The organism is Microbacterium ginsengiterrae (assembly GCF_014205075.1).
GTDB lineage: Bacteria > Actinomycetota > Actinomycetes > Actinomycetales > Microbacteriaceae > Microbacterium > Microbacterium ginsengiterrae.
Window position 1 is genome coordinate 1,264,158 of sequence record NZ_JACHMU010000001.1, and the last position, 23,156, is coordinate 1,287,313.

Consider the following 23,156-nt stretch of genomic DNA (forward strand, 5'->3'; position numbering starts at 1 on the left):
GCCCGGTGGACGATGACGGCAGGACACTTCTCGCGCCCTGCGTCCTCGGCTGGACTGTCATCATGAACCTCATCGAGACATTCCAGAACCTCGTCGCACAGGTGCCTGAACTCGTCCAGCCGCTCATCGTGGCGCTGGCCGCAGCCGTCCCGTTCATCGAGGGCGAGGGTGCGGCCACGATCGGCATCCTCGGCGGCATCCATCCCGTCATCGTCGCCATCGCCGCGATCGCGGGCAACTTCCTCTGCGTCGTCCTCGTCGTGCTCATCGGGGCGACGGCCCGCAGCGCGGTCGTGAACCGCCGGCGTGCGAAGGCGTTCGTCGACACGGACGGACGGACGATCGACGGCATCGCCGCCGGCACCGCCCGCCCCGCAGAGGACGATGATCGCAGCACTGCGCGTCGGCAGAAGTTCCAGCGGGCATTCGAGCGCTACGGCGTGCCGGGTGTCAGCCTCCTCGGACCCCTCCTGCTGCCCACCCAGTTCACCGCGACCATGCTCGCGGCGGTCGGCGTCGGCAAGGCGCGCATCCTGATCTGGCAACTCGTCGCGATCACCGGGTGGACGACGCTGTTCTCACTGTTCATCACCGGCATCGTGCGCTTCGCCGCCTGACGCCGAGCGGTACAGCGCGCTGAGAGCGGCCGTCCCGCCCTCGGCGTACGCGGCGCGTTGCCTGCTCGCGCCTGTTCCCTCACGCAGCACGCGGTCGAGTCCCTCCTCGACGAACGCCGCATCGCCGCTCTCCTCGAGCGCTTCCGTGATGCGTTCACGCAACAGGCCGACCATGGCTCTCGCAGGGGCGGGTTCACCGGAGTCCGGATGCAGCAGCATCGCGTCGAGGCCACTGCGTGCGGCGGCCCACACGGACGCCTGGAGAGCCGCATCGTCGAGCACGCCGGCGGGTGGTGCGGACAGGGCGAGCGCCCTCCCGATCGCCGCGCACAGGAGCGCGTCTTCCGCGGTGAGCTGCGCATCGAAGATCCGCAGCTCGAGCGTGGGGTACAGGTCCGACATCCGCGCCGCCCACGAGACCGAAGCGACGTCGGGGAGGATGTCCTGCTCGACGAGCGCGCCAATGACCTGGTGGTAGTGCGTGCTGTCGTGGAAGTGCGGAGGGCACCCCGCGAGCGGGAGGCGACGAAGAAGGATGGTCCGCCAGCTGTGGTGACCGGTGTCCTGCCCGTCGGCGAACGGCGAGTTGCCGCTCAGCGCCAGCAGGGTCGCAAGCCAGGGGCGTACCGCGTTGAGGGCGCGGACGCGCTCCTCCACATCGATGATCTCGACATGCAGGTGCAGCCCGTTGACGTGGTGGCCGTCGACGATGTGGCCGAGCCAGCCGGCGATCGCGGCGTAACGTGCGGTCGACACGACGGATGCCGCCGGGCCCGGCCCGAACGGCGTCCCGGTCGCGGCGGCCACCGAACGGTGGCGCTGGGCGAACGCCTGCAGATCTGTGCGCATCGCGCCGATCTCGACCGCCGCGTCCGCGAGAGTCGCGGCGGGAGAAGTGGAGAACTCGACCTGTGAGGTCAGGAACTCCGTCGTGACACGACCCATCCCGCCGGGCAGTGCCGCAGATGCGGCGGCGCCCAGCGGGATGGGGATGAGTGTGTCCTCATCGAGGAGCTGGAACTCCTCCTCCATGCCGAAACGCGTCACGATGCTCGTCTCGGATGAGGGGACGGGTCGACGTCACTTGTCGAAGGCGTCCTTGACGTCGTCGCCGGCCTTCTTGAAGTCGGCCTTGACCTGATCGGTCTTGCCCTCGGCCTCGAGCTTCTCGTTGTCGGTCGCCTTGCCCGCGGCTTCCTTCATGTGGCCAGCCACGTCCTCGGCGGTGTGCTTTGCCTTGTCTCCGATAGCCATGATCCGTTCCTTTCGTCGGGGATCAGTCGATCCATGGACAACGCTCCCACGAGCGGTCCGATCGAACGATGGGGTTGACGATTGCCGACCGGAGAGTTAGGCGCGTAATAATTCGAGGTTGCGACGGCCCTTGTCCCCCAAATGGGGGACAAGGACGCGATTGTCGGGATAGGCTGTAACGGACGTACCCTCCGGTCGTCTAGGCCCTCACCGCTTCCCCCCCGCGGTGAGGGCCGCTCACATTTCGCGGCCCGTGCAACATTTGGATTAACATCTGGCCGGAGCTGTTCCGCTCCCCGCGTGCATGGATAATGTGGGCATCGCCGGGGCACCTGCGTCGGCGATGGTCCAGCAGAACGGCAGTACATGAGTACCCAAGGCACGGTCAAGTGGTTCAACTCGGAGAAGGGCTTCGGCTTCATCTCCCCCGATGACGGCGGCGCCGACGTCTTCGCGCACTACTCCGCCATCGACGCAAGCGGCTACCGCTCGCTCGACGAGAATCAGCGCGTCGAGTTCGATGTGGCGCAGGGCCCCAAGGGCCTGCAGGCCGAGAACATCCGCCCCATCTGAGGGCTGATCCGCCGCACTCCTCGCCCGGAGGCACCTCACCCGCGTGTCCTCCGGCGGGGAGTGCTGTGCGTTGAGGCGCGGGTCAGGCGGCGTCGTCCTGAAGGAGCAGCGCCTGCAGGGCGGCGGCGTCGGCGGCGCGGAACGTCGCGGGATCGCCTTCGGCATCCTCCCCGAATCCCCATTCCGAGAAGATGACAGGGATGCCGAATTCCGCAGCCCCGTCCACATCGTGGTGACGGTCGCCGATCAGGACCGGCCGGGACGTGTCGACCCCCGCGGCTTCGAGGCGCTCCAGCGCCCAGCCGATGACGTCCGACTTGCTGTCGCTGCGGCCGATCGCGCCGGTGCGCGCACCGGAGAGTGCGGTGAAGAGGTCGACGAGGCCGTTGTGCTCGAGGATGGCCCGCACCTGGTTCTCCGGCTTGGTGCTCGCCGTCGCCTGGGGGATGCCGGCTGCGGCCACGGCACGGATCACGTCCGGGACGCCCGGATAGATGTCGACGGATGCCGCGTATCCGTCACGAGCGGCGAGTGCGCGGTAACGGGTGAGCGCCTCGGCGGCGTCGTCGGGGGAGAGCCCGGCCAGCTGCTGGAAGGACTCGTACATCGGGGGGCCGACCCAGCGTCCCATGGATGCGGGGTCAGGAGCGGGCAGGTCGAAGGAGGCGAGAACCTCGATCAGTCGCGGGAAGATTCCCGGTGTGGCATCCGCGATCGTGCCGTCGACGTCCCACAGCACGCAGGTATAAGGGGAGTGGGGCATGGCTCCAGCCTATGGCCGCTTCCGACGTGCCCGGGTCCGGTGGCCGTCAGAACAGCCGAGGGATCCCCGACTCGATGCCCTTCATCTCGTCGTAGTCCAGGACGAGGCAGCGGATGCCGCGATCCTCGGCGAGCACGCGCGCCTGCGGCTTGATCTCCTGGGCGGCGAAGACGCCCTGAACGGGCGCGAGGTGCGGATCCCGTCCGAGGAGCTCGAGGTAGCGCGTGAGCTGTTCGACGCCGTCGATGTCACCGCGGCGCTTGATCTCGACCGCGATCGCCGCACCGGACGCGTCCCGCACGAGGAGGTCGACGGGCCCGATGGCCGTCGGGTACTCGCGACGCACGAGCGTCGCCCCCTCGGCGACGAGCGAGACCTGCTCGGCGAGCAGACGCTGCAGATCCGCTTCGACGCCGTCCTTCTGCAGACCGGGGTCGATGCCGAGTTCGTGGGACGAGTCGTGCAGCACCTCGTAGATCTGCACGCGCAGCGCGTCGCCGGTCTTCTTGTGCGTCACGCGCCACACGTCGATGACACCGGCGCTCGCCTCCTCCTCGCCCGGCTCCTCGGTGACGAGGGTGCACGGCGGGCTCATCCAGTTCAGCGGCTTGTAGCTGCCGCCGTCGGAGTGCACCAGAAGACTGCCGTCGCCCTTGTGGACGAGCAGGCGGGTGGCGAGGGGCAGGTGGGCGTTGAGCCGTCCGGTGTAGTCCACGGAGCAGCGGGCGATGACGAGACGCACCCGACGAGCCTACTTCGTCGCGACGGTCTCCGGCTCCTCCTTCAGCGGTCGCGCGGCTCCCGAGAAGAGCCCGGATGCGACGACGAGGGCGACGAGGATGAACAGGGTGTTGAGCAGGCCGATCTGCTCGCTGATGACGCCGAGGATCGGGGGACCGCCGAGGAAGGCGACGTAGCCGATCGTCGCGGCGGCGCTCACCCGCGCCGCCGCCTTGGTCGGGTCGTCTGCTGCGGCGGACATGCCCAGCGGGAAGCCCAGCGACGCGCCGATCCCCCAGAGGGCGGCTCCGACGAACACGAAGGGCAGGCTCGGCGCGAGGATGAACAGCAGGATTCCCGATGCGGCGGCCGCCGCGAGCACGCGCAGCACGACGACGCGGCCGAAACGATCGACGAGCGGGCCTCCGAAGATGCGCACCGCCGTCATGCACACGGAGAACACCGTCAGTGCGGCGGCGCCCATGGCCGTGCCACCGCCATGGTCCTCCGCGGTGCCGAGGGCCAACCAGTCATTGGCTCCGCCCTCGGCGAAGGCCATGCCGAGCATCACGACGCCGAGCGCATAGGTCCGCGGCTCCCGCCAGGCGGACAGGGCGACGTGCATCCGCTCGCGCCAGTGCGGCTTCTCCCCCGACGCCTCGGGGTCGAGGACGGCCTCGCGATCGGGCACGTTCGCGATGCACACGAAGGCGGCGATGAGGATCGCGAGTGCCATCACCGACGTGTGGAGGACGACGGACACGTGCCAGGTGGTCGCCGCCCAGCCGACGCCGGCGCCGATCACGGTGCCGAAGCTGAAGAATGCGTGGAACAGCGGCAGGATCGTCCGGCCGGCCTCCTGCTCGATGGCCGTGGCCTCGACGTTCATCATGACGTCGAGGCTGCCGTTGCCGAGCCCGAACAGCACGAGCCCGATGACGACGACCGGGAACGATGCGAGCAGCGTCGTTCCCACTCCGATGAGGGCGAGCCCGACCGCCAGAGTGATCATCATCGTCAGCATCCCGCGGCGCGCACCCGTGCGGGCCATGACCGCAGGGCCCGTCGAGATGCCGATGATCGACGCGATCCCCATGCCGAGCAGCAGCAGCCCGATCTGCGCGTTGTGGATGTCGAGGGCGAGTTTGATGTCCGGGACGCGTGCGGCCCACGTCGCGATCGAGACGCCGCTGGCGAGGAAGATCGCGAAGACCGCGTTGCGCCAGCGGACGTACTGCGCGCGTGTGAGGGGGGAATCCATGCGAACAGCGTATCGAATCGATTCGATCTTGGGAAACACGGAGCGGCTATCCTCGGATCATGGCCGCCGTTCCCGAGTCGCACCGAGCGACGCTCGCCGACGTCGCTCGGGAAGCCGGCGTGGCGATATCGACGGCATCCGTCGTCTTCAGCGGCAAGACGAAGGTCTCCGACAGCACGCGCGAGCGCGTCCTCGCCGCCGCGGCAGACCTGGGGTACACCGGTCCTGATCCGATGGCCGCATCGCTGCGGCGGGGGCGGAGCGGCATCATCGCCGTCGTCCTCGAGGGACAGCTGCGCGCGGCCTTCCTCGACCCGGCCACCATCCCGATGATGGACGGACTGACCGACGGCATCGCCTCACTCGGCGCCGGCCTCCTGCTCCTGCGTGACGAGCCGGGGGAAGGCGGCGTCTCGCCACTGACGACGGCGCCGGTCGATGCGGCAGTGCTCGTCGGCTGCTCGGGACGCACGCGCGCGTCCCTGGAGGTCCTGCGCAGCCGAGGGCTGCCGGTCGTCGTCATCGAAGGCGACGCCGGCGAGGGCATCCCGCAGATCACGCTCGACAACAGGGAGGCGGCCGCCGAACTCGCCCGTCACGTCCGCGCGCTCGGCCACACCGATGTCGTCTCGGTCACCCTGCCGCCGGACTCCCTCCGCGAACGCGGCGAGGTCACGCAGGAGCGCCTTGCCGCAGCGACCGTCGAGGTCACCGTCGACCGGCTCAGCGGGGTCCGCTCGGTCTACCCCGGCGCGCGAGCCGTCTCCGCGGCGGCGAGTTCCATCGACGAGGGGCTCATCGCAGGGCGGGCTCTGCTCGCCGATGAGGTGAACAGGCCGACAGCGGTGCTCGCGCAGAGCGACCTTCTCGCCGTCGGCGTGATCCGCGCGGCGGAGGAGCTCGGTCTTCGCGTGCCGGAGGATCTCAGCGTCGCCGGGTTCGACGGAGTCCGCGTCGACGGCATCGGCGACCACGTCCTGACGACCATGGTCCAACCGGCGGAGGAGAAGGGACGCGCGGCGGGGGAGCAGGTGGCCCGGATGCTGCGCGGCGAGACGCCGACGTCCCTGCACCTCACCTGCCGGTTCCGCGCCGGGACGACGACGGCGCCCATCGCCTGAGCCCGGCGGGCGTCGGAGGAGGGTCAGCTGCGTGGCGGGCCCAGCGGCAGCGCCCGGGTGCCGAAGTCGTGGATCGTGTACTGCCCGCACGCGATCGCATCGATCGGGAGATCGTCCACACCCAGCGACCAGGGCGTGCTCTGAGCGTCCTCGATGAGGAACGTGACCTCGCGGGTGCGGAAGTCCGCGCGGTTCGTCAACCACGCGTACGCGTTCAGCTGATGGTCGACCTGGACGAGCTGCGATGCATCGGAGAGGTGGAGCTTCGGAAGGCGGACCGTCCAGAACTGCCCGGCGCCGACGCGACCGGATGCGCTCACCCAGTCGTCCACGCAGCGCAGGTCAGCGCTGGGACGTGTGGCGGGCACCATCCGCGGCACGCTGAGTCCCGCGGCGACGACGAGGGCGACGGATGCCGCGGCGGTCGCCCACAGCGCGGCTCGGCGCGGGACACGCAGGGCACGGGGCGATGCGACGAGCGCGAGGGCGGGCAGGAAGACGACGGGCTGCAGATAGCGGGCGGCATGGGTGCCGAGCACGACCATCCCGATGACGACGACGAGGGGGACGACCCACGCCGAGATCGCCAGGACCCGGGCACCGGCGTCGTCAGCGCGCACCGACCGGAGGACCGCGAACACGAACAGCGCCACCAGCAGGAGGCAGCCCGCCCAGCCGAGCGGTGTCGAGAGCCTCAGGGCGAGGAGGTCGCCGTAGTAACGCACGGACTCCGGCCACATCGCCGGCTGCGCGTACCCTGTGCCGTCGTTCGCGATCCATGCCGAAAGCGGAATGCGAGCGAGGAGCCCGAGCACGGAACCGGCCGAGAGCGCCCACAGCAGGGGCAGGGCGCGACGCCGCGCTCCGGGGTACACGGCGGCGACGAGCAGGATCGCGCCCAGGGGCACCGCCGCCCAGCCGATGTAGAGCGGATTGGACAGCACCGAGACCAGCGCGACGATGCCGAGCCAGATCGGCAGGCGACGGCCCGCCGAGTCGTGGTCGAATGCACGGCGCACCAGGCCGGCGCTGAGGAGGACGGCGATCACAGTCCCCGCGTAATACGTGGTGGTGGTGATGAGAGATGCGAGCTCGAGCGCATCGCGCGACGCCGAGGTCTCGGTCGTCGCGATCAGACAGATCGCCAGGAGCGCGACGACGGACCACCCGACCGGCGCGCGGCCGGTACGTCGCCGTCCCGCGGCGAAGCGGATCGCGCCGTACAGGGCGACGATGTTGACGATCCCGTTCAGGACGAGGAGGGCGTTCACCTCGAGGGAGAGCGCGGTGCCGACGAGCCAGAGCACCGCGAAGACGACGATCTCCGGGATGAAGAGCACGGTGGACATCGCCCAATCGAACGGCTCGCCGTCCCCGACCGAGCGCACGAGCAGCGCCACCACGAGCGAGTCGCCGTCGCGCAGCAGCAGCTCGGAACGAGCGGTGGAGGCGAGCTGGGCCGTCGTGACGGCGGCGATGAGCGCCGCGAGCGCCCAGCCGCCGGCCTCGCGCCACCAGGTTCCTCGCATCGCTCCACTCTCGCACGAGTGCGGGATCCGACGGCGTTCACGGCGACGACCGTCCCGCCTGGCGGGTAAACTGTCCGAAAGCCTGCCCGCCTGTGCCTGTACGGACGACGAGCCATCCGAGGAGCCGCCGATGATAGTGCTCCTTGCTGTGTTCCTCGCAGGGGCCCTCATCCTTCCTGCGTTGGTACGTTGGCTGGGAGCGCAGGCGTTCGCGATCGCCGCACTCATTCCCGCTGCGGCATTCGTCCACGCGCTGATGATGACCCCGATGGTCCTGGCGGATGATCCGGCGCCGTTCGAGTCCATCTCCTGGATTCCTCAGCTCGGACTGAATCTCTCGATGCGCATGGACGTGCTCGGGTGGCTGCTCACGCTCATCGTCACGGGGGTCGGCGCGCTCGTCCTGCTGTACTGCCGGTGGTACTTCTACGACGAGACGACGGGCCTCGGTCAGTTCGCCGGCGTGCTGCTCGGCTTCGCCGGTGCGATGTACGGACTCGTCCTCACCGACGACATCATCATGCTCGTGATGTTCTGGGAAGTCACGAGCATCCTCTCCTACCTCCTCATCGGCCACTACCGACGCCGCGCCGCCAGCCGTCGTGCCGCCCTGCAGGCGCTCCTGGTGACCACGCTCGGCGGCCTGGTGATGTTCGTCGGGGTCGTGCTGCTGGCCGTGGCGGCAGGCACGACGAGCATCGTCGAGATCCTCGCTCTGGCACCGTCCGGTCCGATCGTGAACGCCGCCGTCGTCATGCTGCTTATCGGCGCGATCAGCAAGTCCGCGATCTTCCCGTTCCACTTCTGGCTGCCAGGCGCCATGGCGGCTCCGACGCCGGTCAGCGCCTACCTGCACGCCGCGGCCATGGTCAAGGCGGGCATCTACCTCATCGCCCGCTTCGCCCCCGTGTTCGCCCTGTCCGAGCCGTGGCGGCCCATCGTCGTCTCGCTCGGTGTCTTCACGATGCTGCTCGGTGGGATCCAGGCGCTGCGCGAGACCGACCTCAAGCGTGTGCTCGCCTTCGGCACGGTGAGCCAGCTCGGCTTCTTCACCGTCATGGTCGGCTACGGCACGCAGGCCGCCGCGTTGGCGGGTGTCGCACTCGTGCTCGCGCACGCGCTGTTCAAGTCGGCGCTGTTCCTCATCGTCGGCGTCATCGACCGTCAGCTCTCCACACGAGACATCCGAGAGCTCTCCGGAGTCGGCAGGCAGGCTCCCGTCATGGCGACTGCGGCGTTCATCGCCGTCGCATCCATGGCCGGCGTCGCCCCCACCCTCGGATTCGTCGGCAAGGAGTCGGCGCTCACCGCACTCCTCGACGACGCGATCGGTGGATCCGCATGGGGCCTCGTCGCCCTGATCGGCGTCATCCTCGGCTCCATGCTCACCACGGCATACGGCGTGCGGTTCGTGTGGGGCGCGTTCTGGCGCAAGAAGGATGCCGCGGGAGAGAGGCTTCCGGAGACCGAGTGGCCTGACCCGCCGGTCGGCTTCCTCTCCGCCCCCATCATCCTCGCCGGGCTCACGCTCGCCGCCGGCCTCGGTGCCCCGGCGCTGGATGTCGCGCTGCACGGGTACGCGATCACGGCCGTCCCCGGCCTCGACCCGGAAGGCCTGCCGCTCGAGGGCCCGGGACACCTGGCGCTGTGGCACGGATTCGAGCCGGCGCTGGGGATCTCGATCCTGTCGATCCTGCTCGGCATCGGGCTGTTCCTCCTCACCCGCCGCACCGGCTGGGACGCGCGACCGCGTCTGCTCCCATTCACGGCCGCCGATGTCTACGCGCTCGTCATGCGCGGTGTCGACCGCCTGTCCGTCCTCACCACGACGCTGACGCAGCGTGGTTCACTGCCGGTCTACGTCGGGACGATCTTCGTCGTCGTCGTCGCCGCCGAGGTCACCGCGCTGCTCGCCAGCGACGTCGACCGCCTGAACCTCTCGGCTTGGCACACGCCCACCCAGATCGCCGTGGCGCCCATCATGGCGATCGCCGCGGTGTATGCCGTGCAGGCGCGCAAGCGGTACACGGGCGTCGTGCTCGTCTCGGTCACCGGAATCGGCATGGTCGCGCTGTTCGCGACCAGCGGTGCGCCCGACCTCGCCCTCACGCAGATCCTCGTCGAGACCGTCACGCTCGTGACCTTCGCCCTCGTGCTCCGTCGCCTCCCGGCTCGCATGGGCGAGCACAATGCCTCCGTCTCGCGCATCCCGCGCGCTCTGCTGGCGATCGGCACGGGGCTGACGATGGCCTTCGTCGTGATCGTCGCCACTCAGGCGAGGGTCGCGGAGCCGATCTCCGTCGCCTTCCCCGATCTGGCATACAAGCTCGGCCACGGCCAGAACGTGGTGAACGTGGCACTGGTCGACCTGCGCGGATGGGACACGATGGGCGAGCTCTCCGTCCTCGTGCTCGCCGCGACCGGTGTCGCCTCCCTCGTCTTCGTCACGCACCGCTCCGACATGCTCGCCCAGCGTCCGGCGCTTCCCAAGCGCATCCGCCGCAAGGCGCGCATCGCACCCCTGGTCGAGACCACCGACGGCGTGCGGTTCCAGACGGCGGAGAACAGCAGCAACCCGATCGCCTGGCTCGTCGGAGGCCAGCGGATGAAGCCGGAGGACCGCTCGATCCTGCTCGAGGTCATCGTGCGCATCCTCTTCCACACGATCATCGTCGTGTCGATCTACCTCCTGTTCGCCGGTCACAACCAACCGGGCGGCGGTTTCGCCGGCGGCCTCGTCGCCGGCATGGCACTGGTCATGCGCTACATCGCCGGCGGCCGCTGGGAGCTGGGGGCCGCAGCACCGGCGGATGCCGGTCGCCTGCTCGGTGCCGGTCTCATCCTCGCCGCAGGCACGGCGGTCGTCCCGCTGCTGTTCGGGCTCGCACCGCTGACCAGCGCATTCTGGGAGTGGGAGATCCCCGGTATCGGCCACATCGAGTTCGTCACCTCGACCATCTTCGACATCGGCGTGTACCTCGTCGTGATCGGCCTCGTGCTCGACGTGCTGCGCAGCCTCGGCGCCGAGGTCGACCGGCAGGCTCAGCAGATGCACGCCAGGGGGGTGAGCATCTGATGGATGTCTCCCTGACCCTCATCATCGTCATGGCCGTGCTCTTCGCCGCCGGCGTCTACGCGATGCTCGAACGCAGCCTCACGCGCGTCCTCATCGGGTTCATGCTGCTCGGCAACGCGACCAACCTCCTGCTGCTCATCGTCATGGGCGTGCCAGGCAACGCTCCCTTCTTCGGGTACAGCGATGTCAGCGATCCGCTGCCTCAGGCGCTCACCCTGACCGCCATCGTCATCACGTTCGCCGTCACGGCGTTCCTGCTCGCCCTCATCTACCGCTCCTGGCAGCTCGGCCAGGCCGACACCGTCGAGGACGACGAGGCCGACATCGCCCTGCGCGAGCGCACGGATGCCGATGAGGACGTCATGGACGACGAGGACGACGCCGGCGACGAGGATGCGACGACCGACTTCGTCGACGTGCGCACCGCTCCGATCACCGTTCTGCACATGAAGGATCACCCCTCGATACACGACGACGCCCCGACCGACCGGGCATGGGGCACCAACCCCGCGGCCGCCGGACCCGCAGACCCCGACTCCACCGGAGAGACCGGTCGCGGTTCCGATGAGGGCGAGGGCCGCTCGTGAGCGCGCTCGTCCCGCTTCTCGTCGCCCTCCCGCTGCTGGGCGCCGCGATCACGCTGGTGTTCGGTCGCAGCCCGCGTCTGCAGGTCTTCGTGACGGTCGCCACTCTCACCGCGGTCGCCATCATCGCGGCCGTGCTGCTCGTCGTCGTCGACGGGGGAACGCCCATCGCCGTGTCGGTCGGTGGATGGCCGGTGCCGTTCGGCATCATCCTCTACGTCGATCGCCTGGCCGCCCTGCTCGTGCTCATCTCGAGCATCGTGCTCGTCGCCGTCCTCCTCTTCTCGATCGGTCAGGGTGCCGCAGACGGCACGGACGAGACGCCGATCTCGATCTTCAACCCGTCGTACCTCATCCTCGCCGCCGGAATCTTCAACGCGTTCATCGCCGGCGACCTGTTCAACCTCTACGTCGGGTTCGAGATCCTGCTCGTGGCGTCGTACGTGCTGATCACGCTGGGCAGCACGGAATCCCGCATCCGCACCGGGGCCGTGTACATCGTCGTCTCCCTGGTCTCGTCGATCCTGTTCCTCGCCGCGATCGCCATGATCTACGGGGCGCTGGGCACCGTGAACATGGCCCAGATCGCCGAGCGGATGAGCGAGCTGCCGCAGGACACGCAGCTCGTCCTCCACCTCATGCTCGTGGCGGCGTTCGGCATCAAAGCGGCGATCTTCCCCGTCTCGTTCTGGCTCCCGGACTCCTACCCGACCGCGCCGGCACCGGTCACGGCGGTGTTCGCCGGTCTGCTCACGAAGGTCGGCGTCTACGCGCTCATCCGCACCGAGACGCAGCTCTTCGCGAGCAATGACATCAACCTGCTCCTGCTGATCATCGCCCTGGCGACCATGATCGTCGGCGTGCTCGGCGCCGTGGCGCAGGCCGAGCTCAAACGGATCCTGTCGTTCACCCTCGTCAGTCACGTTGGTTACATGATCTTCGGTCTCGCGATCGCGACACCGGCGGCCATCGGCGCCACCGTGTACTACATCGTCCACCACATCGTCGTGCAGACGACCCTGTTCCTCGCGGTCGGGTTGATCGAGCGCAGAGCCGGCAGCACCTCCATCCTCCGGGTGAAGGGGCTGCTGAAAGCCGCACCTCTCCTCGCGGTGCTCTACTTCGTCCCTGCCATCAACCTCGGCGGCCTGCCACCTTTCTCCGGGTTCATCGGGAAGTACGCGCTGTTCGAGGCGGCGGCATCCGTCGGAACCCCGATCATGATGGTGCTGATCTTCGGCGGCATCCTCACATCCCTGCTGACCCTGTACGCGCTGATGCGCGCATGGAACCTCGCCTTCTGGCGCGAGGAGGAGGACTCCACCGAGACGGACGGACGCGTCTCCTACCTCGGCAACGCGCCGGCGGCCGACGAGTACCAGGAGCGTCGCCGGATCCCGAAGATCATGACCGTCGCCACCGGGGGCATGGTCACCATCACCCTCGCTCTGACCGTCTTCGCCGGACCGCTGTACGCACTGTGCACGAGCATCGGTGAGTCCCTCCTCGAACCGGTCAACCTCATCCAGCTGGAAGAGGAGGTGGGACCGTGAGAGCCGAGACCCGCAAGATCGTGCTGCGCGACATCGCGCTGCAACTGCCCTTCCTCGCCTGGCTCATCGTGCTGTGGATGCTGGTGTGGAACCAGTTCACACTGCTGTCGGCGATCACGGGCCTCATCGTCGCGGTGTTCGTCACCCGCGTCTTCCGCCTGCCGACGATCGAACTGACCGCCCGCATCAACCTCTGGTACCTGGCCACGTTCATCATCCGGTTCCTCTGGGCCGTCGTGCGCGGCGCCGTGGCCGTCTCCGCGCAGGTGTTCGACTTCCGCCGGCAGCCCGGCGCCGCCATCATCGCGGTGCCGCTGCAGTACCCGGACGACCTGATCATGACCCACGTCGCCGTCACGTCGTCACTGATCCCCGGGTCGCTCGTCGTCGAGGCCGACCGCGACCGCGGCATCCTGTACCTGCACATCATCGGAGTCAGGAACATGGACGACGTCGAGAAGCAGCGACAGGGCGTGCTGCAGTGGGAGCGGCGGATCGTCCGCGCGCTCGGCACGCCGGCGCAGTATCGTGCACTCAAGGCCAACCAGCGGGCGGGAGGAGCGCGATGAACGTCCTCCTCATGATCATCATCGCGGTGTTCAGCATCGCCGCCGTGCTCGCAGTGGTCCGCATCATCCGCGGACCGTCCATCCTCGACAGGGCCGTGGCATCCGACGTCCTCCTCACCGAGGTGATGTGCGTGCTCGGCGCGGAGATGGCGATCAACGGCCACACCCGCAGCATCCCGGTGCTCCTCATCATCGCCGCGGTCGGGGTGTTCGGGTCGATCTCCGTGGCGCGGTACGTCGCACGAAGGGACAACACGACATCATGAACGTGTTCGATTTCGTCATCCCCGACGCCGTGATCGACGTCGCCGTGCTCGTGCTCATCCTGCTCGGAGCGATCCTCTGCCTGTCCGCCTCGGTGGGACTGCTGCGCTTCCGCGCCGTGCCGTCGCGGCTCCACGCGGCCACCAAGCCGCAGGTGCTCGGGCTCATCTTCATCTGCCTGGCGATCGCGCTGTCGCAGCGGTCGGTCACCGGCGTGCTGTTGGGGCTGGCGCTCGTGGCCCCCGTCGTGCTGATGCAGTTCGCGACGGCGCCGCTCTCCGCGCACATCGTGGGGCGCCAGGCCTACCGCAACGGCACCTCGGAGGAGCGCACGCTCGTCGTCGACGAGCTCGCCGACTCCACGCAGACCCCGCCCGGCGCCGGCTGACCCGCGCGGCTGAGCCCGGCGCCCGCCCCTCCCCGAGCCCACGGGTCATAACTCCGGAGAATCCGGCCTGAGTGCGTCAGGTGTAGCCGGGATCACGGGGTTCCTGCGAAAAACTCCGGAGTTATGCCCGGGCGGCGCCGGCGGCTGATGCTTCTGCACTCCGGGCAGAAGCCGCCGGTTGTCCACGGTTCACGGCATCCGCGCCGAGCCGCGCTGGACGCGCGGCCACCATGCGGTGGATGGACACACAGGCGATGGCAGAGCGGATCGCGGCCACCTACGCTCCCGTGGTGCATAGCCGAGCGGAGTTGCTGGAGAACGGGAGCTCCACACGCGACATCACTCGGGCCGTGCGCGCCGGTGCGCTCGTGCGGCTGCGGCGAGACCACTACGCGCATCCCGACATCGACCCGGCGGTGGCGGAGGCCGTGCGCGTGGGGGGACGCGTGGCGTGCGTCACCGTCCTGCAGATGCTCGGGGTGTTCGTGCTGAGGGCTGCGGGGATCCACATGCACCTGCACCCGCACATGTCCCGAATCCGTCCTCGGCTGGCGCCCACGACGGTCATGCACTGGACGAGTCGCGCAGGCGAGGCGACCGCGCGGCACATCGTGTCCTTGCGGGAAGCGGTGCGCCAGTCCGTGACCTGTCAGGAGCCGAGGGCCGTCATCGCCACCCTCGACAGCCTCCTGCACCTCCGCCTCGTCACGTGCGCGCAACTCGAGGAGCTGTTCGCCGAGCTTCCACGCCGACTGCACCCGATACTGCGGCTGGTGGACGGTTCGGCCGAATCAGGGCCCGAGACCTACATGCGGCTGATCCTTCGCACGCTCGGCGTTCGCTTTCAGACGCAGGTCGCCGTCTCCGGCGTCGGGCGGGTCGATTTCGTCGTCGAGGGGTGGCTCATCATCGAGTGTGACAGCAGGAAGTTCCATGAAGGCTGGACCGCCCAGGCGGCGGATCGGGCGCGCGACATCGCGGCGGCGCGACTCGGGTACACCACGATCAGACCTCTCGCGTCGGACATCCTTTTCGACTCGGCCGGCGTTCGGGAGCAGATCGTCGACATCATCGGTGCCTTCGGCCGTCGGGGGCGTCGCCGTCGGCGGTCATAACTCCGGAGAAATCGCGCAACCGGGCAAGTGGTGCGGCCAGATTCCGGCGATCGGCGCAGAAGTTCCGGAGTTATGCCCTGGGCAGGGCGCCGGGTTGACCACCCGTCAGAGGGACGCGGTGAACTCCGTGATGAGCTTCGCCGCGGGCTCGGCGTGACTGATCAGCGTGCCGTGCCCGTGGTCGGGGATCTCGTGCATCTCGGCGCGGCCGGGGATGAGCGACACGATCTCGCGGCACCAGGACTGCGGTGCGAGGGGATCGTCCTCTCCGCGGAGCACCAGCACGGGGCATTGCACCTTCGCGTAGGCCTTCTCCGGCTCGTGCACGACCGTCGCCCGAATCTTCCTGATGAGGTGCGGCCCGCCCCGCAGGTACTCGCGGGCACCGCGCAGGATCACGGTCGGACGCTCTCCGATGAGGTCGATCAGCAGGTAGCGCGCCTGTTCCCAGACGCTGCGCGCCGCGCTGTTGACCGTGGGGCCCGCGAGCACGATCCCGTCGACGAGCTGTGGATGCCGTGAGGCGAGCTCCGCGGCGATCTGGCTCCCCATCGAATGACCGATGAGGACCGCGTCGGAGATGTCGCGGCCGCGCAGGAACGCGGCGATGAGGTCGGCATGCCGCGCCATCGTCAGTGTGCGCTCGGGCTCCGGTGCCTCGCCGAAGCCGGGGAGGTCGAGGCCGATGACCCGGCCGGGGAGCCGCTCGACGAGGTCGACGTACACGCTGCGCCCCATGCCGATCCCGTGGATGAGCACATACGGATGCGGGCCGGAGCCCAGATCCTCGGCGACGAGTGTCGCTCCGCCATAGGTGAACTCGGTGACCGATGCCGCGGCACCTTCTGGGGCGAGGAGTCGTTCCGGCACCCTTCGAGCCTATCCCGGGCCGGCGCCGCACCCCGCCCCGGCGCCCCACCTCGCCCCGGTGCGCGTCACAGCACGGCCGAGAGGAAGTCCCTCGTCCGCTGCTCCTGCGGGTTGCTGAAGATGTCCTCCGGCGTGCCCTCCTCGACGATGCGTCCGTTGTCGAACATGAGCACGCGGTTGGACACATCGCGCGCGAACTGCATCTCGTGCGTGACGATGAGCATCGTCACGTCGGTCTCCCTCGCGATGTCGCGGAGGATGTTCAGCACCTCGCCGACGACCTCGGGGTCCAGGGCGCTGGTGACCTCGTCGAGCAACAGGATCTCCGGCTCCATCGCGAGCGCGCGTGCGATCGCGACGCGCTGCTGCTGACCGCCGGAGAGCTGGGTCGGATGCGCGTTCTCCTTGTCGGGCAGCCCGACCTTCTCGAGCAGCGCGCGTCCCCGCTCCATCGCGACCTTCTTGGACAGTCCGAGGACGTGCACGGGCGCCTCGATGATGTTCTCGATCACCGTCATGTTCGGGAACAGGTTGAACTGCTGGAAGACCATCCCGATCCGCTTGCGCATCTCGTTCTTGTGCTTCTCCTTGAGCTCGACCCGCTTGCCGTCCCGTTCGTAGTGGGTGAGCGGGTTGCCGTCGATGAGGATATATCCCTCGTCGGCCTCCTCGAGGGTCATCACCAGACGAAGGATCGTCGTCTTCCCCGAGCCGCTGGGTCCGATGAGGGTCACGCGGTCGCCGCGGCGCACGGTGAAGTCGAGATCGTGCAGGACGACGTGGTCGCCGAAGCGCTTCTCGACCTTGTCGAACCGGATGGCGGGAATGGCACCGTCCTGCAGCGCGATGGCGCCGGTGTGGGTGTCAAGCGGTGGTGTATTCAAGACGTTTCTCCAATCGCCTGGCCAGCAGGGAGCTCAGATAGCTCGCGACCAGGTAGATGAGCCCGGCGAGGATGATCGCCTCGACGTAACGGAAGTTCTTGCCGCCGTACAGCTGCGCCTGACGGACGAGCTCGGTGACGGTGATCACCATGAGGAACGGGGTGTCCTTGAACATGGAGATCACGTAGTTCGCCAGGGACGGCAGCGTGGATCGCAACGCCTGGGGGATGATGACGGCCGTCCAGGTGCGCCGCGGCGACATCGACAGCGCGGTCGTCGCCTCCCACTGGCCCGGTGGCACCGCGTCGATCCCCGCGCGATACACCTCGGCCATGTAGGTGGCGTAGTGGATGCCGATGATGATCGTCCCCAGCACGATCGGCGGCACCGAGGTGAACACGTAGTAGGCGAACAGCAGCTGGACGACCAGCGGCGTCATGCGGATGAAGTTCATCAGCAGGGAGATCACGGCGGCGATGGGACGCGGCGCGGAGCGCCGGCCGAGCGCGATGATCAGTCCGAGGACTGCGGCGATGGCGCTGCCGATGATCGTCACGACGAGCGTGACCGTGAAGAACTTGATCAGCAGATCGGGGAGGACCGCTGTGGCGTGGTCCCAACTCCAGAAATCGTTCATCCGAACTGGCCCGCCCCCTTCGCGTCAGGAACCGGCGCGGCCGTGATGGCCTCCGACCACTTGCCCCCGTATCCGAGGCGGTGCTTGGCGCGGGTCTCCAGGGCGTTCATGCCGAGGGTGAGCAGGTAGGCGATGCCGAAGTAGATGAGCAGTCCCAGTGAGTAGGCGAAGAAGACGTCGGTCTGCACGCGGAGCCTGTTCAACTCCGCAGTGAAGTCGACGATCGTGATCAGATACACCACCGCGGTTCCCTTGAGCAGCTGGATCAGCAGGTTGTTCAGGGAGGGGAGCATGAGCGCCCACGCCTGCGGGAAGATGATCCGCCACATGCGCTGCGTGCGCGACATGCTCAGGGCGGTGGTGGCCTCCCACTGACCGGGTGCGACGGCGTTGATGGACCCGCGCACGACCTCGGCGCCGTAGGCGCCGTAGTTCAGGCCGAGGGCGAGGATGCCGGTCACGAGGGGCGACAGTTCGAGGTTGAACGGCGGCAGCGGCAGCACGAAGAAGAAGAAGAACAGCTGCACGAGGAGCGAGGTCCCGCGGAACAGTTCGATGATCGTGCGTGCGATGCCGCGGAGGATGATGTTCTCGAACCGCGCCAGCAGTCCGAGACCGATGGCGACGATGATGGCGAGGAGGGCGCCGCCCGCTGTCAACTCCAGGGTGATCAGCACCCCGTCGGCGAGATAGGGCAGCGCCCTCCAAAGCGCCTCGAAATTCTCAGTCACGTCAGAGTGTGCTGGCGCCTCAGCCGAGCTCACCCGAGCACAGCTGCTCGGTGGTCAGGTCGGACGGCGGCAGGTTCTCCGCGGTGAAGCCGAACGGCTCGACGAGCGAGAGGTAAGTGCTCTCGTCGGCAGTGATCTTGGCGAGTTCCTCGTTGTAGGCCTCCAGGAGGTCGGTGTCCTCCTGGCGGAACACGGTCGCGCCGGCGCCGATCTGCTCGACACCGTCGATCTCCTGCACGAACGCGCCGGTGGTCTCGACGTCGTCCATCCCCTCGGTCATCCAGTTCATGGAGACGGCGGTGAGGGCGAAGGCGTCGGCGCGACCGGACTGCACGATCTCGATGCCGGCCGTGGCGCTGTCGACCTGGATGGTGTTCGAGATGCCGAGCTCGGTCGCGTATCCCTCTTCGATGGCACCGGACTGCACCGCGAGCGTCACGTCGTCGGAGGCGGCGACGGCGTCGAGGTCGCTGAGGTTCTTGGGATTGCCCTTGGGGACGACCAGTGCGGTCGTGTACATGATCTCCGGGTCGCTGAAGGCGGCCTCGGCGCAGCGCTCGGGGAGGATCGACATCCCCGCGCTCACGGCATCCCACCGACCGGCGTTGAGGCCGGGGATGAGGGAGTTCCAGTCGACTTCCTCGATCTTGATCTCGTCGATGCCGAGGTTCGTGAAGATCTGCTCGTGCATGGCGATGGTCGCACCGGTCGCCTCGCCGTCCTCGACCCAGGAGTACGGCTGCTCCGACGCGATCGCCAGAGTGATCGAGCCCTGCTCCTGCGCCTTCTCGAGTGTGCTCATGCCCTCGGTGTCCGCGCCGTCGTTCGCGCTGCAGCCCGCGAGCAGGCCGACGGCCAGGGTGCCGATCGTCGCGGCGGCGACGCCGATTCGTGTCGTTCTCTTCGTCATGATGTCCTCTGGTTCCGTATCGGGTGTGGTTCGCGGGCGCACGGAAGGCGGCCGTTGACCGTGCCCCAGACTAAGGAATGTGTCGGCGGATGTACAGTCAGACGCGCAGATTGTCGACAAGTATGCAAAACCGTGATCTTGCGGCAGACTGAGTTGCCGATCGGACTTCGCATCTGCTCGCGGAGGATCGACAATGAGATGTTCGCGGTTGTCGCGACGGGCTGAAGGGATGAACATGGCCGCACACACTCCGCGTTCGGTGTCGCCGATCTCGATGGTTCGCGTGGCGCGTCCGTCGACCGTCGACCTCATCACCGCCGAGTTGCGCAAGGCGATCTTCACCGGTGCACTGCCGGTCGGCAGTCCGATCGGAGAGGTCGAGATGTCGTCGCAGCTCGGGGTCTCCCGCAGCCCCCTGCGGGAGTCGACGCAGCGCCTCGTCCAGGAAGGGCTGCTCACGGCATCCCCCGGTCGCGGCATGCGCGTGAGCGTGATCGGACCGGAGCATGTCGCCGACGTCTACGACGCCCGTCTCGCGGTCGAGGCGCAGGCTGCGCGCCTGATCATCAAGGCGGGGGCCGCGCCGATCCTCGAGATCCTCGAGCGCGCGTACGCCGACCTCGTCGCGGCGAGCGAGCAGGAGGATGCGGTCGCGATCGGCGACGCGGACATCGCGTTCCACCGGCTGCTCGTGGACTCCGCCGGCAGCCGCCGTCTGTCCCACTACATGGCGACCCTCGCGATCGAGACGCGCATCGCCAGCTTCAGCGACCCGAACGGGTACACCGTGCGGCGCTCGATCTCCGAGACCTACCGTCAGCTGCTCGACGCGCTCGCCGCGGGCGACACCGCGTCGGCCTTCGCCGCCCTCGAGCGCCAGTTCGCCGAGGCGGTGGCCCGGCTCACCGGGCAGGACGCCGACGTCGACACCGTCGAGCGCCCCGTGACCGAGGCGATCCCGACGATGACGCCGATCGAGTTCACCGACGAGAGCTGAGCGTCACTCCGCCGGGACGAGCACAAGGGTGTCGAGCGTCGTCTCGTCGACGGCATCCTTCGAGAACATCCACGGCGTCTGCACGCCCCTCGCCCAGTTCTCCGTCTGGTCGACGTAGTTCGGGTGGAAGGCGTGGCCTGAGGCGCCGGTGAGATGGTTCCAGGAGGATCCGTCGAAGTCGGCGAGGTCGATCACCATCCGCATGGACGGCACGGTGGTCGTGGCGTAGGACTCCCCGAGCATCCAGCCCGTCGCGTTGACGACGGACGCGCCGCCGCCGACCGGATACGGTCCGCGGTTGAACAGCGCTTCGATGGGGGCGATCCCCGAGGAGCCGAGCGTGTCGCTGCGGAGCGTGATGGCGTGCAGGCCGCCCCAGTTCCACCGCGCCGGCACGTCGCCCTGCAGGGCGACGATCTCCTCGTACGCCTGCTCGGCCGAGAGCGCGAGCATGTCCTCCATCGTGTCGACGCCGAGTTGCTCGTTGACCCACAGCGGGTCGGACGGATCGTCCAGCATCGCGTCCACGACGGTGAACAGTCGTCCCTGCCCGCCGTGCGGCAGGGGCTCTGCGCGATTGTCGAAGATGTTCAGCACGAGGTTCGACCACAGCACGTTCGCGTACGCGGCGGCACCGGATCCGGCGTTGTTCTGCGCGTCCCAGGTGCGCAGCAGGGCCACGGCATCCTGCGTCCCCGCCCCCTCGACGTCGACCTGACCCATCACCGTGGCGAGCTTCTTGCCGATCCACATCTCGTTGTCGTTCTGGATGTCGCGCATGTCCTGCGGAGTGAGCGGTCCCGCTGCCGCCTTGCGCTCGATGAGGTGGGCGATCCGCGCGGCGCGGTACCCGTAGTCCCAGTCGCGCGAGAGGAAGTAGTCGTAGTCATCGGTCACGATGGCGTTGTTCGCCGTCACGATGTACCCGGACGACGGGTTGTACGACACCGGCAGGTCCTCGAACGGGATGAACCCGCTCCAGTCGTAGGAGCTGTCCCATCCCGGCTGCGGCAGCCATCCGTCGCCCGCGCCGCGGATGGGCAGACGCCCCGGCGCCTGGTAGCCGATGTTTCCGTCGGTGTCGGCGTAGACGAGGTTCTGCGCGGGTACGTCGAAGAGGGAGGCCGCGTAGCGGAAGCTCTCGAAGTCGCGGGCGGTGTTCAGGGCGAACAGGGCCTGCCCCGTCGTGCCGGGGTCCAGCGCCGTCCACCGCAGACTCACGGCGTACTCGCCCGACATGCCGTCGTCGGCATCCGTCTCGCCCTGGCTGAGGGCGTCGCCGTCCGCCATCACGAGTCCGTCGGCGACGGCGGTGAAGTCGTCGGTGAGGCCGGAGATGATCGGGCCGTGCGCCGTGGAGCGGATGGTCAGCGCGATGTCGTCGCCGTCGGCGACCCTGATCGTCTCCTCCCGCACCTCGAGCGGTTCGAGTGCGCCGTCGCGCCAGTACTCGTCGCCGTCGATCTTCTCGATGTACAGGTCTGCGACGTCGGTGGTGAGGTTGGTGAACCCCCATGCGACGGTGTCGTTGTGTCCGATGACGACGCCGGGGAGTCCGGAGAACGAGAAGCCGCCCACATCGAACGGGCACTCGTCGCTGACCGTCGAGCAGCGCAGCTGCACCTGGTACCAGACACTGGGAAGGGCAGCGCCGAGGTGCGGGTCGTTGGCGAGGAGCGGGGCGCCGCTGGCGGTGAGGGCGCCGGAGACCACCCAGGAGTTCGAGCCGATCCCCTCACCGGTGTCTCCGACGAGGATGCCGACCGCTTCGATGACGCTGTCGGCGGACTCCCACTCGACGGTCGTGATCGCCTCGCGGACGTCGGTCGCGCCGGTGGTGCCCGTCGACGCGGTGGCGGCATCGGTGTCCGAGTCGATCGGCGGCACAGTGGAGATCTTCGGGACGATCACCGGGTTCTCGTCGAACGGGTAGGCGGGGTAGAGCTGCTCGAGCAGGTCCAGGCTGTCCTGCGGGGCGTCCTCATCGCCGGTGTCGGCGATGAGGAGGGCGCGCTCGGTCTCATCCTCGAGGTTGCTGCGCAGATCCCAGGCCATCGCCTTCAGCCAGGCCACGGAATCCGCCGGCTCCCACGGTTCGATCTCGTAGTCGGGATTCTGTATACCCAGGACGGCATATTCCAAGGACGCGGCGGCGCCGTCATTCTCCGCGAGGTAGGCGTTGACGCCGTCGGCGTACGCCTCGTAGTACGACCTGCTCGTGTCGTCGAGCGCTTCGACCTCCTGCTCCGCGACGTCGCGCCAACCGAGGGTGCGCAGGAACATGTCCGTGCCGGCCTGCGACTCACCGAACATCTCCGCGACCCGGCCACTGGTCACGTGGCGGCGGAAGTCCATCTCGAAGAAGCGGTCCTGCGCGTGGACGTATCCCTGCGCGTAGAACAGATCGTGGGAGGAGTCGGCGGTGATGGTGGGGACTCCGAGGGCGTCGCGCTGGACGGTGACCTCGCTCTGCAATCCGGCGGCGGTGAGCTCGCCGGACGTCTGCGGGAACGATCGCTGGATCGTCCAGACGACGAAGAACGCGGCGGCGACCGCGATGACCATGAGGCCGGCCACGACGAGGAAGGCGATCCGCCAGATCCTGGTGGCCAGTCGGCGCGGTGCGGGTTCGTGAGTCTCGGGCGTCATCGGCATCTCTCAGGGATCGACAGTGGGACTCGGTCTCACCGATCCCCAGAGCGCGTGTCGGGTACGCGCTCTGGAAGCCTAACCGATGGCC

At 68.4% G+C, this 23,156-nt stretch carries 23 protein-coding genes; 11 read left to right on the plus strand and 12 right to left on the minus strand.

The genetic code is table 11. The features are described 5' to 3' along the window. Positions 1–62: 62 nt before the first annotated feature. Positions 63–617 carry a small multidrug efflux protein gene (locus tag HD600_RS06330; RefSeq protein WP_184284748.1) on the plus strand — a complete coding sequence of 185 codons (555 nt, stop codon included), beginning with the start codon at positions 63–65 and terminating at the stop codon, positions 615–617. Here HD600_RS06330 and HD600_RS06335 read toward each other — a convergent pair. Both HD600_RS06335 and HD600_RS06340 read right to left on the minus strand, forming a co-directional pair. Next, a complete protein-coding gene (locus tag HD600_RS06335) occupies positions 579–1,664 on the minus strand; it encodes a YbdK family carboxylate-amine ligase (RefSeq protein WP_184282323.1) in 1,086 nt (361 codons plus the stop codon). The two genes, HD600_RS06330 and HD600_RS06335, sit on opposite strands and share 39 nt — an antisense overlap. Before the next feature lie 33 nt (positions 1,665–1,697). Continuing rightward, positions 1,698–1,871: a CsbD family protein gene (locus tag HD600_RS06340; RefSeq protein WP_184282325.1), complete on the minus strand. Its 174-nt coding sequence runs from the start codon at positions 1,869–1,871 to the stop codon at positions 1,698–1,700. A gap of 366 nt (positions 1,872–2,237) precedes the next feature. Between HD600_RS06340 and HD600_RS06345 the strand changes: the two genes are divergently transcribed. Then, on the plus strand, positions 2,238–2,444 hold the full coding sequence (locus tag HD600_RS06345; RefSeq protein WP_144793946.1) for a cold-shock protein: 207 nt from the start codon (positions 2,238–2,240) through the stop codon (positions 2,442–2,444). 82 nt (positions 2,445–2,526) lie between these two features. On the opposite strand, the gene HD600_RS06350 is transcribed toward HD600_RS06345, so the two are convergent. Genes HD600_RS06350 through HD600_RS06360 form a run of 3 tightly spaced genes read right to left on the minus strand, consistent with a single transcriptional unit; the run spans position 2,527 to position 5,188 of the window. Next, the gene (locus HD600_RS06350; RefSeq protein WP_184282327.1) at positions 2,527–3,207 is read right to left on the minus strand and encodes an HAD hydrolase-like protein; all 681 of its coding nucleotides are present in this window, start codon (positions 3,205–3,207) and stop codon (positions 2,527–2,529) included. A 46-nt stretch (positions 3,208–3,253) separates the two neighbouring features. Next, positions 3,254–3,949 (minus strand): endonuclease NucS, encoded by a 696-nt coding sequence (gene nucS, locus HD600_RS06355; protein WP_184282329.1) that lies wholly within the window; start codon positions 3,947–3,949, stop codon positions 3,254–3,256. A 9-nt stretch (positions 3,950–3,958) separates the two neighbouring features. After that, positions 3,959–5,188: an MFS transporter gene (locus HD600_RS06360; protein WP_184282331.1), complete on the minus strand. Its 1,230-nt coding sequence runs from the start codon at positions 5,186–5,188 to the stop codon at positions 3,959–3,961. Positions 5,189–5,247: 59 nt separating this feature from the next. Between HD600_RS06360 and HD600_RS06365 the strand changes: the two genes are divergently transcribed. After that, positions 5,248–6,309: a LacI family DNA-binding transcriptional regulator gene (locus HD600_RS06365; protein WP_184282333.1), complete on the plus strand. Its 1,062-nt coding sequence runs from the start codon at positions 5,248–5,250 to the stop codon at positions 6,307–6,309. A gap of 23 nt (positions 6,310–6,332) precedes the next feature. Here HD600_RS06365 and HD600_RS06370 read toward each other — a convergent pair whose 3' ends face one another. After that, complete coding sequence (locus tag HD600_RS06370; RefSeq protein ID WP_184282335.1) at positions 6,333–7,838, minus strand: hypothetical protein; 1,506 nt, start codon at positions 7,836–7,838, stop codon at positions 6,333–6,335. Between the two features lie 130 nt (positions 7,839–7,968). Between HD600_RS06370 and HD600_RS06375 the strand changes: the two genes are divergently transcribed. The 7 genes from HD600_RS06375 to HD600_RS06405 all read left to right on the plus strand — a co-directional run bounded on the left by HD600_RS06375 (position 7,969) and on the right by HD600_RS06405 (position 15,387). Next, positions 7,969–10,914 (plus strand): Na+/H+ antiporter subunit A, encoded by a 2,946-nt coding sequence (locus tag HD600_RS06375; RefSeq protein ID WP_184282337.1) that lies wholly within the window; start codon positions 7,969–7,971, stop codon positions 10,912–10,914. Further along, the gene (locus HD600_RS06380; RefSeq protein WP_184282339.1) at positions 10,914–11,501 is read left to right on the plus strand and encodes a Na(+)/H(+) antiporter subunit C; all 588 of its coding nucleotides are present in this window, start codon (positions 10,914–10,916) and stop codon (positions 11,499–11,501) included. Before HD600_RS06375 ends, HD600_RS06380 begins: the two co-directional genes overlap by 1 nt. Further along, complete coding sequence (locus HD600_RS06385) at positions 11,498–13,051, plus strand: Na+/H+ antiporter subunit D (protein WP_144793968.1); 1,554 nt, start codon at positions 11,498–11,500, stop codon at positions 13,049–13,051. The genes HD600_RS06380 and HD600_RS06385 overlap by 4 nt, the downstream gene beginning before the upstream one ends. Next, positions 13,048–13,620, plus strand: coding sequence for a Na+/H+ antiporter subunit E (locus HD600_RS06390; protein ID WP_184282341.1), 573 nt, complete (start codon positions 13,048–13,050; stop codon positions 13,618–13,620). The genes HD600_RS06385 and HD600_RS06390 overlap by 4 nt, the downstream gene beginning before the upstream one ends. After that, positions 13,617–13,886 (plus strand): MrpF/PhaF family protein, encoded by a 270-nt coding sequence (locus HD600_RS06395; RefSeq protein WP_184282343.1) that lies wholly within the window; start codon positions 13,617–13,619, stop codon positions 13,884–13,886. The genes HD600_RS06390 and HD600_RS06395 overlap by 4 nt, the downstream gene beginning before the upstream one ends. Next, entirely contained in the window at positions 13,883–14,272 is a 390-nt protein-coding gene (gene mnhG / locus HD600_RS06400) for a monovalent cation/H(+) antiporter subunit G (RefSeq protein ID WP_144793977.1), read from the plus strand. The genes HD600_RS06395 and mnhG overlap by 4 nt, the downstream gene beginning before the upstream one ends. Positions 14,273–14,511: 239 nt before the next feature. Beyond that, the gene (locus HD600_RS06405; protein WP_184282345.1) at positions 14,512–15,387 is read left to right on the plus strand and encodes a DUF559 domain-containing protein; all 876 of its coding nucleotides are present in this window, start codon (positions 14,512–14,514) and stop codon (positions 15,385–15,387) included. Between the two features lie 105 nt (positions 15,388–15,492). Here the strand turns inward: HD600_RS06405 and HD600_RS06410 are convergent, their stop codons facing one another. The 5 genes from HD600_RS06410 to ehuB form a co-directional block, all read right to left on the minus strand. Continuing rightward, on the minus strand, positions 15,493–16,257 hold the full coding sequence (locus HD600_RS06410; RefSeq protein WP_184282347.1) for an alpha/beta fold hydrolase: 765 nt from the start codon (positions 16,255–16,257) through the stop codon (positions 15,493–15,495). A 65-nt stretch (positions 16,258–16,322) separates the two neighbouring features. Continuing rightward, the gene (gene ehuA / locus HD600_RS06415; RefSeq protein ID WP_206705828.1) at positions 16,323–17,099 is read right to left on the minus strand and encodes an ectoine/hydroxyectoine ABC transporter ATP-binding protein EhuA; all 777 of its coding nucleotides are present in this window, start codon (positions 17,097–17,099) and stop codon (positions 16,323–16,325) included. Positions 17,100–17,121: 22 nt separating this feature from the next. After that, positions 17,122–17,778: an ectoine/hydroxyectoine ABC transporter permease subunit EhuD gene (gene ehuD, locus HD600_RS06420; RefSeq protein WP_144793984.1), complete on the minus strand. Its 657-nt coding sequence runs from the start codon at positions 17,776–17,778 to the stop codon at positions 17,122–17,124. Then, positions 17,775–18,509, minus strand: coding sequence for an ectoine/hydroxyectoine ABC transporter permease subunit EhuC (gene ehuC, locus HD600_RS06425; protein ID WP_184282349.1), 735 nt, complete (start codon positions 18,507–18,509; stop codon positions 17,775–17,777). Before ehuC ends, ehuD begins: the two co-directional genes overlap by 4 nt. 19 nt (positions 18,510–18,528) lie before the next feature. Continuing rightward, complete coding sequence (gene ehuB, locus HD600_RS06430; protein ID WP_184282351.1) at positions 18,529–19,419, minus strand: ectoine/hydroxyectoine ABC transporter substrate-binding protein EhuB; 891 nt, start codon at positions 19,417–19,419, stop codon at positions 18,529–18,531. 235 nt (positions 19,420–19,654) lie between these two features. Here ehuB and HD600_RS06435 point away from each other — a divergent pair, with 235 nt between their 5' ends. Then, positions 19,655–20,416: a GntR family transcriptional regulator gene (locus HD600_RS06435; protein WP_184282353.1), complete on the plus strand. Its 762-nt coding sequence runs from the start codon at positions 19,655–19,657 to the stop codon at positions 20,414–20,416. 3 nt (positions 20,417–20,419) lie between these two features. Here the strand turns inward: HD600_RS06435 and HD600_RS06440 are convergent, their stop codons facing one another. Continuing rightward, entirely contained in the window at positions 20,420–23,065 is a 2,646-nt protein-coding gene (locus HD600_RS06440) for a penicillin acylase family protein (RefSeq protein ID WP_241731630.1), read from the minus strand. Positions 23,066–23,156: the final 91 nt, after the last annotated feature.

Bases quoted from the DNA above. Each gene is read 5' to 3' on its own strand.
- HD600_RS06330 (WP_184284748.1), top strand. From the start codon at position 63: ATGAACCTCATCGAGACATTCCAGAACCTCGTCGCACAGGTGCCTGAA.
- HD600_RS06340 (WP_184282325.1), bottom strand. From the start codon at position 1,871: ATGGCTATCGGAGACAAGGCAAAGCACACCGCCGAGGACGTGGCTGGC.
- HD600_RS06345 (WP_144793946.1), top strand. From the start codon at position 2,238: ATGAGTACCCAAGGCACGGTCAAGTGGTTCAACTCGGAGAAGGGCTTC.
- HD600_RS06350 (WP_184282327.1), bottom strand. From the start codon at position 3,207: ATGCCCCACTCCCCTTATACCTGCGTGCTGTGGGACGTCGACGGCACG.
- HD600_RS06360 (WP_184282331.1), bottom strand. From the start codon at position 5,188: ATGGATTCCCCCCTCACACGCGCGCAGTACGTCCGCTGGCGCAACGCG.
- HD600_RS06365 (WP_184282333.1), top strand. From the start codon at position 5,248: ATGGCCGCCGTTCCCGAGTCGCACCGAGCGACGCTCGCCGACGTCGCT.
- HD600_RS06370 (WP_184282335.1), bottom strand. From the start codon at position 7,838: ATGCGAGGAACCTGGTGGCGCGAGGCCGGCGGCTGGGCGCTCGCGGCG.
- HD600_RS06375 (WP_184282337.1), top strand. From the start codon at position 7,969: ATGATAGTGCTCCTTGCTGTGTTCCTCGCAGGGGCCCTCATCCTTCCT.
- HD600_RS06380 (WP_184282339.1), top strand. From the start codon at position 10,914: ATGGATGTCTCCCTGACCCTCATCATCGTCATGGCCGTGCTCTTCGCC.
- HD600_RS06395 (WP_184282343.1), top strand. From the start codon at position 13,617: ATGAACGTCCTCCTCATGATCATCATCGCGGTGTTCAGCATCGCCGCC.
- mnhG (WP_144793977.1), top strand. From the start codon at position 13,883: ATGAACGTGTTCGATTTCGTCATCCCCGACGCCGTGATCGACGTCGCC.
- HD600_RS06405 (WP_184282345.1), top strand. From the start codon at position 14,512: ATGGACACACAGGCGATGGCAGAGCGGATCGCGGCCACCTACGCTCCC.
- ehuD (WP_144793984.1), bottom strand. From the start codon at position 17,778: ATGAACGATTTCTGGAGTTGGGACCACGCCACAGCGGTCCTCCCCGAT.
- ehuB (WP_184282351.1), bottom strand. From the start codon at position 19,419: ATGACGAAGAGAACGACACGAATCGGCGTCGCCGCCGCGACGATCGGC.
- HD600_RS06435 (WP_184282353.1), top strand. From the start codon at position 19,655: ATGGCCGCACACACTCCGCGTTCGGTGTCGCCGATCTCGATGGTTCGC.
- HD600_RS06440 (WP_241731630.1), bottom strand. From the start codon at position 23,065: ATGACGCCCGAGACTCACGAACCCGCACCGCGCCGACTGGCCACCAGG.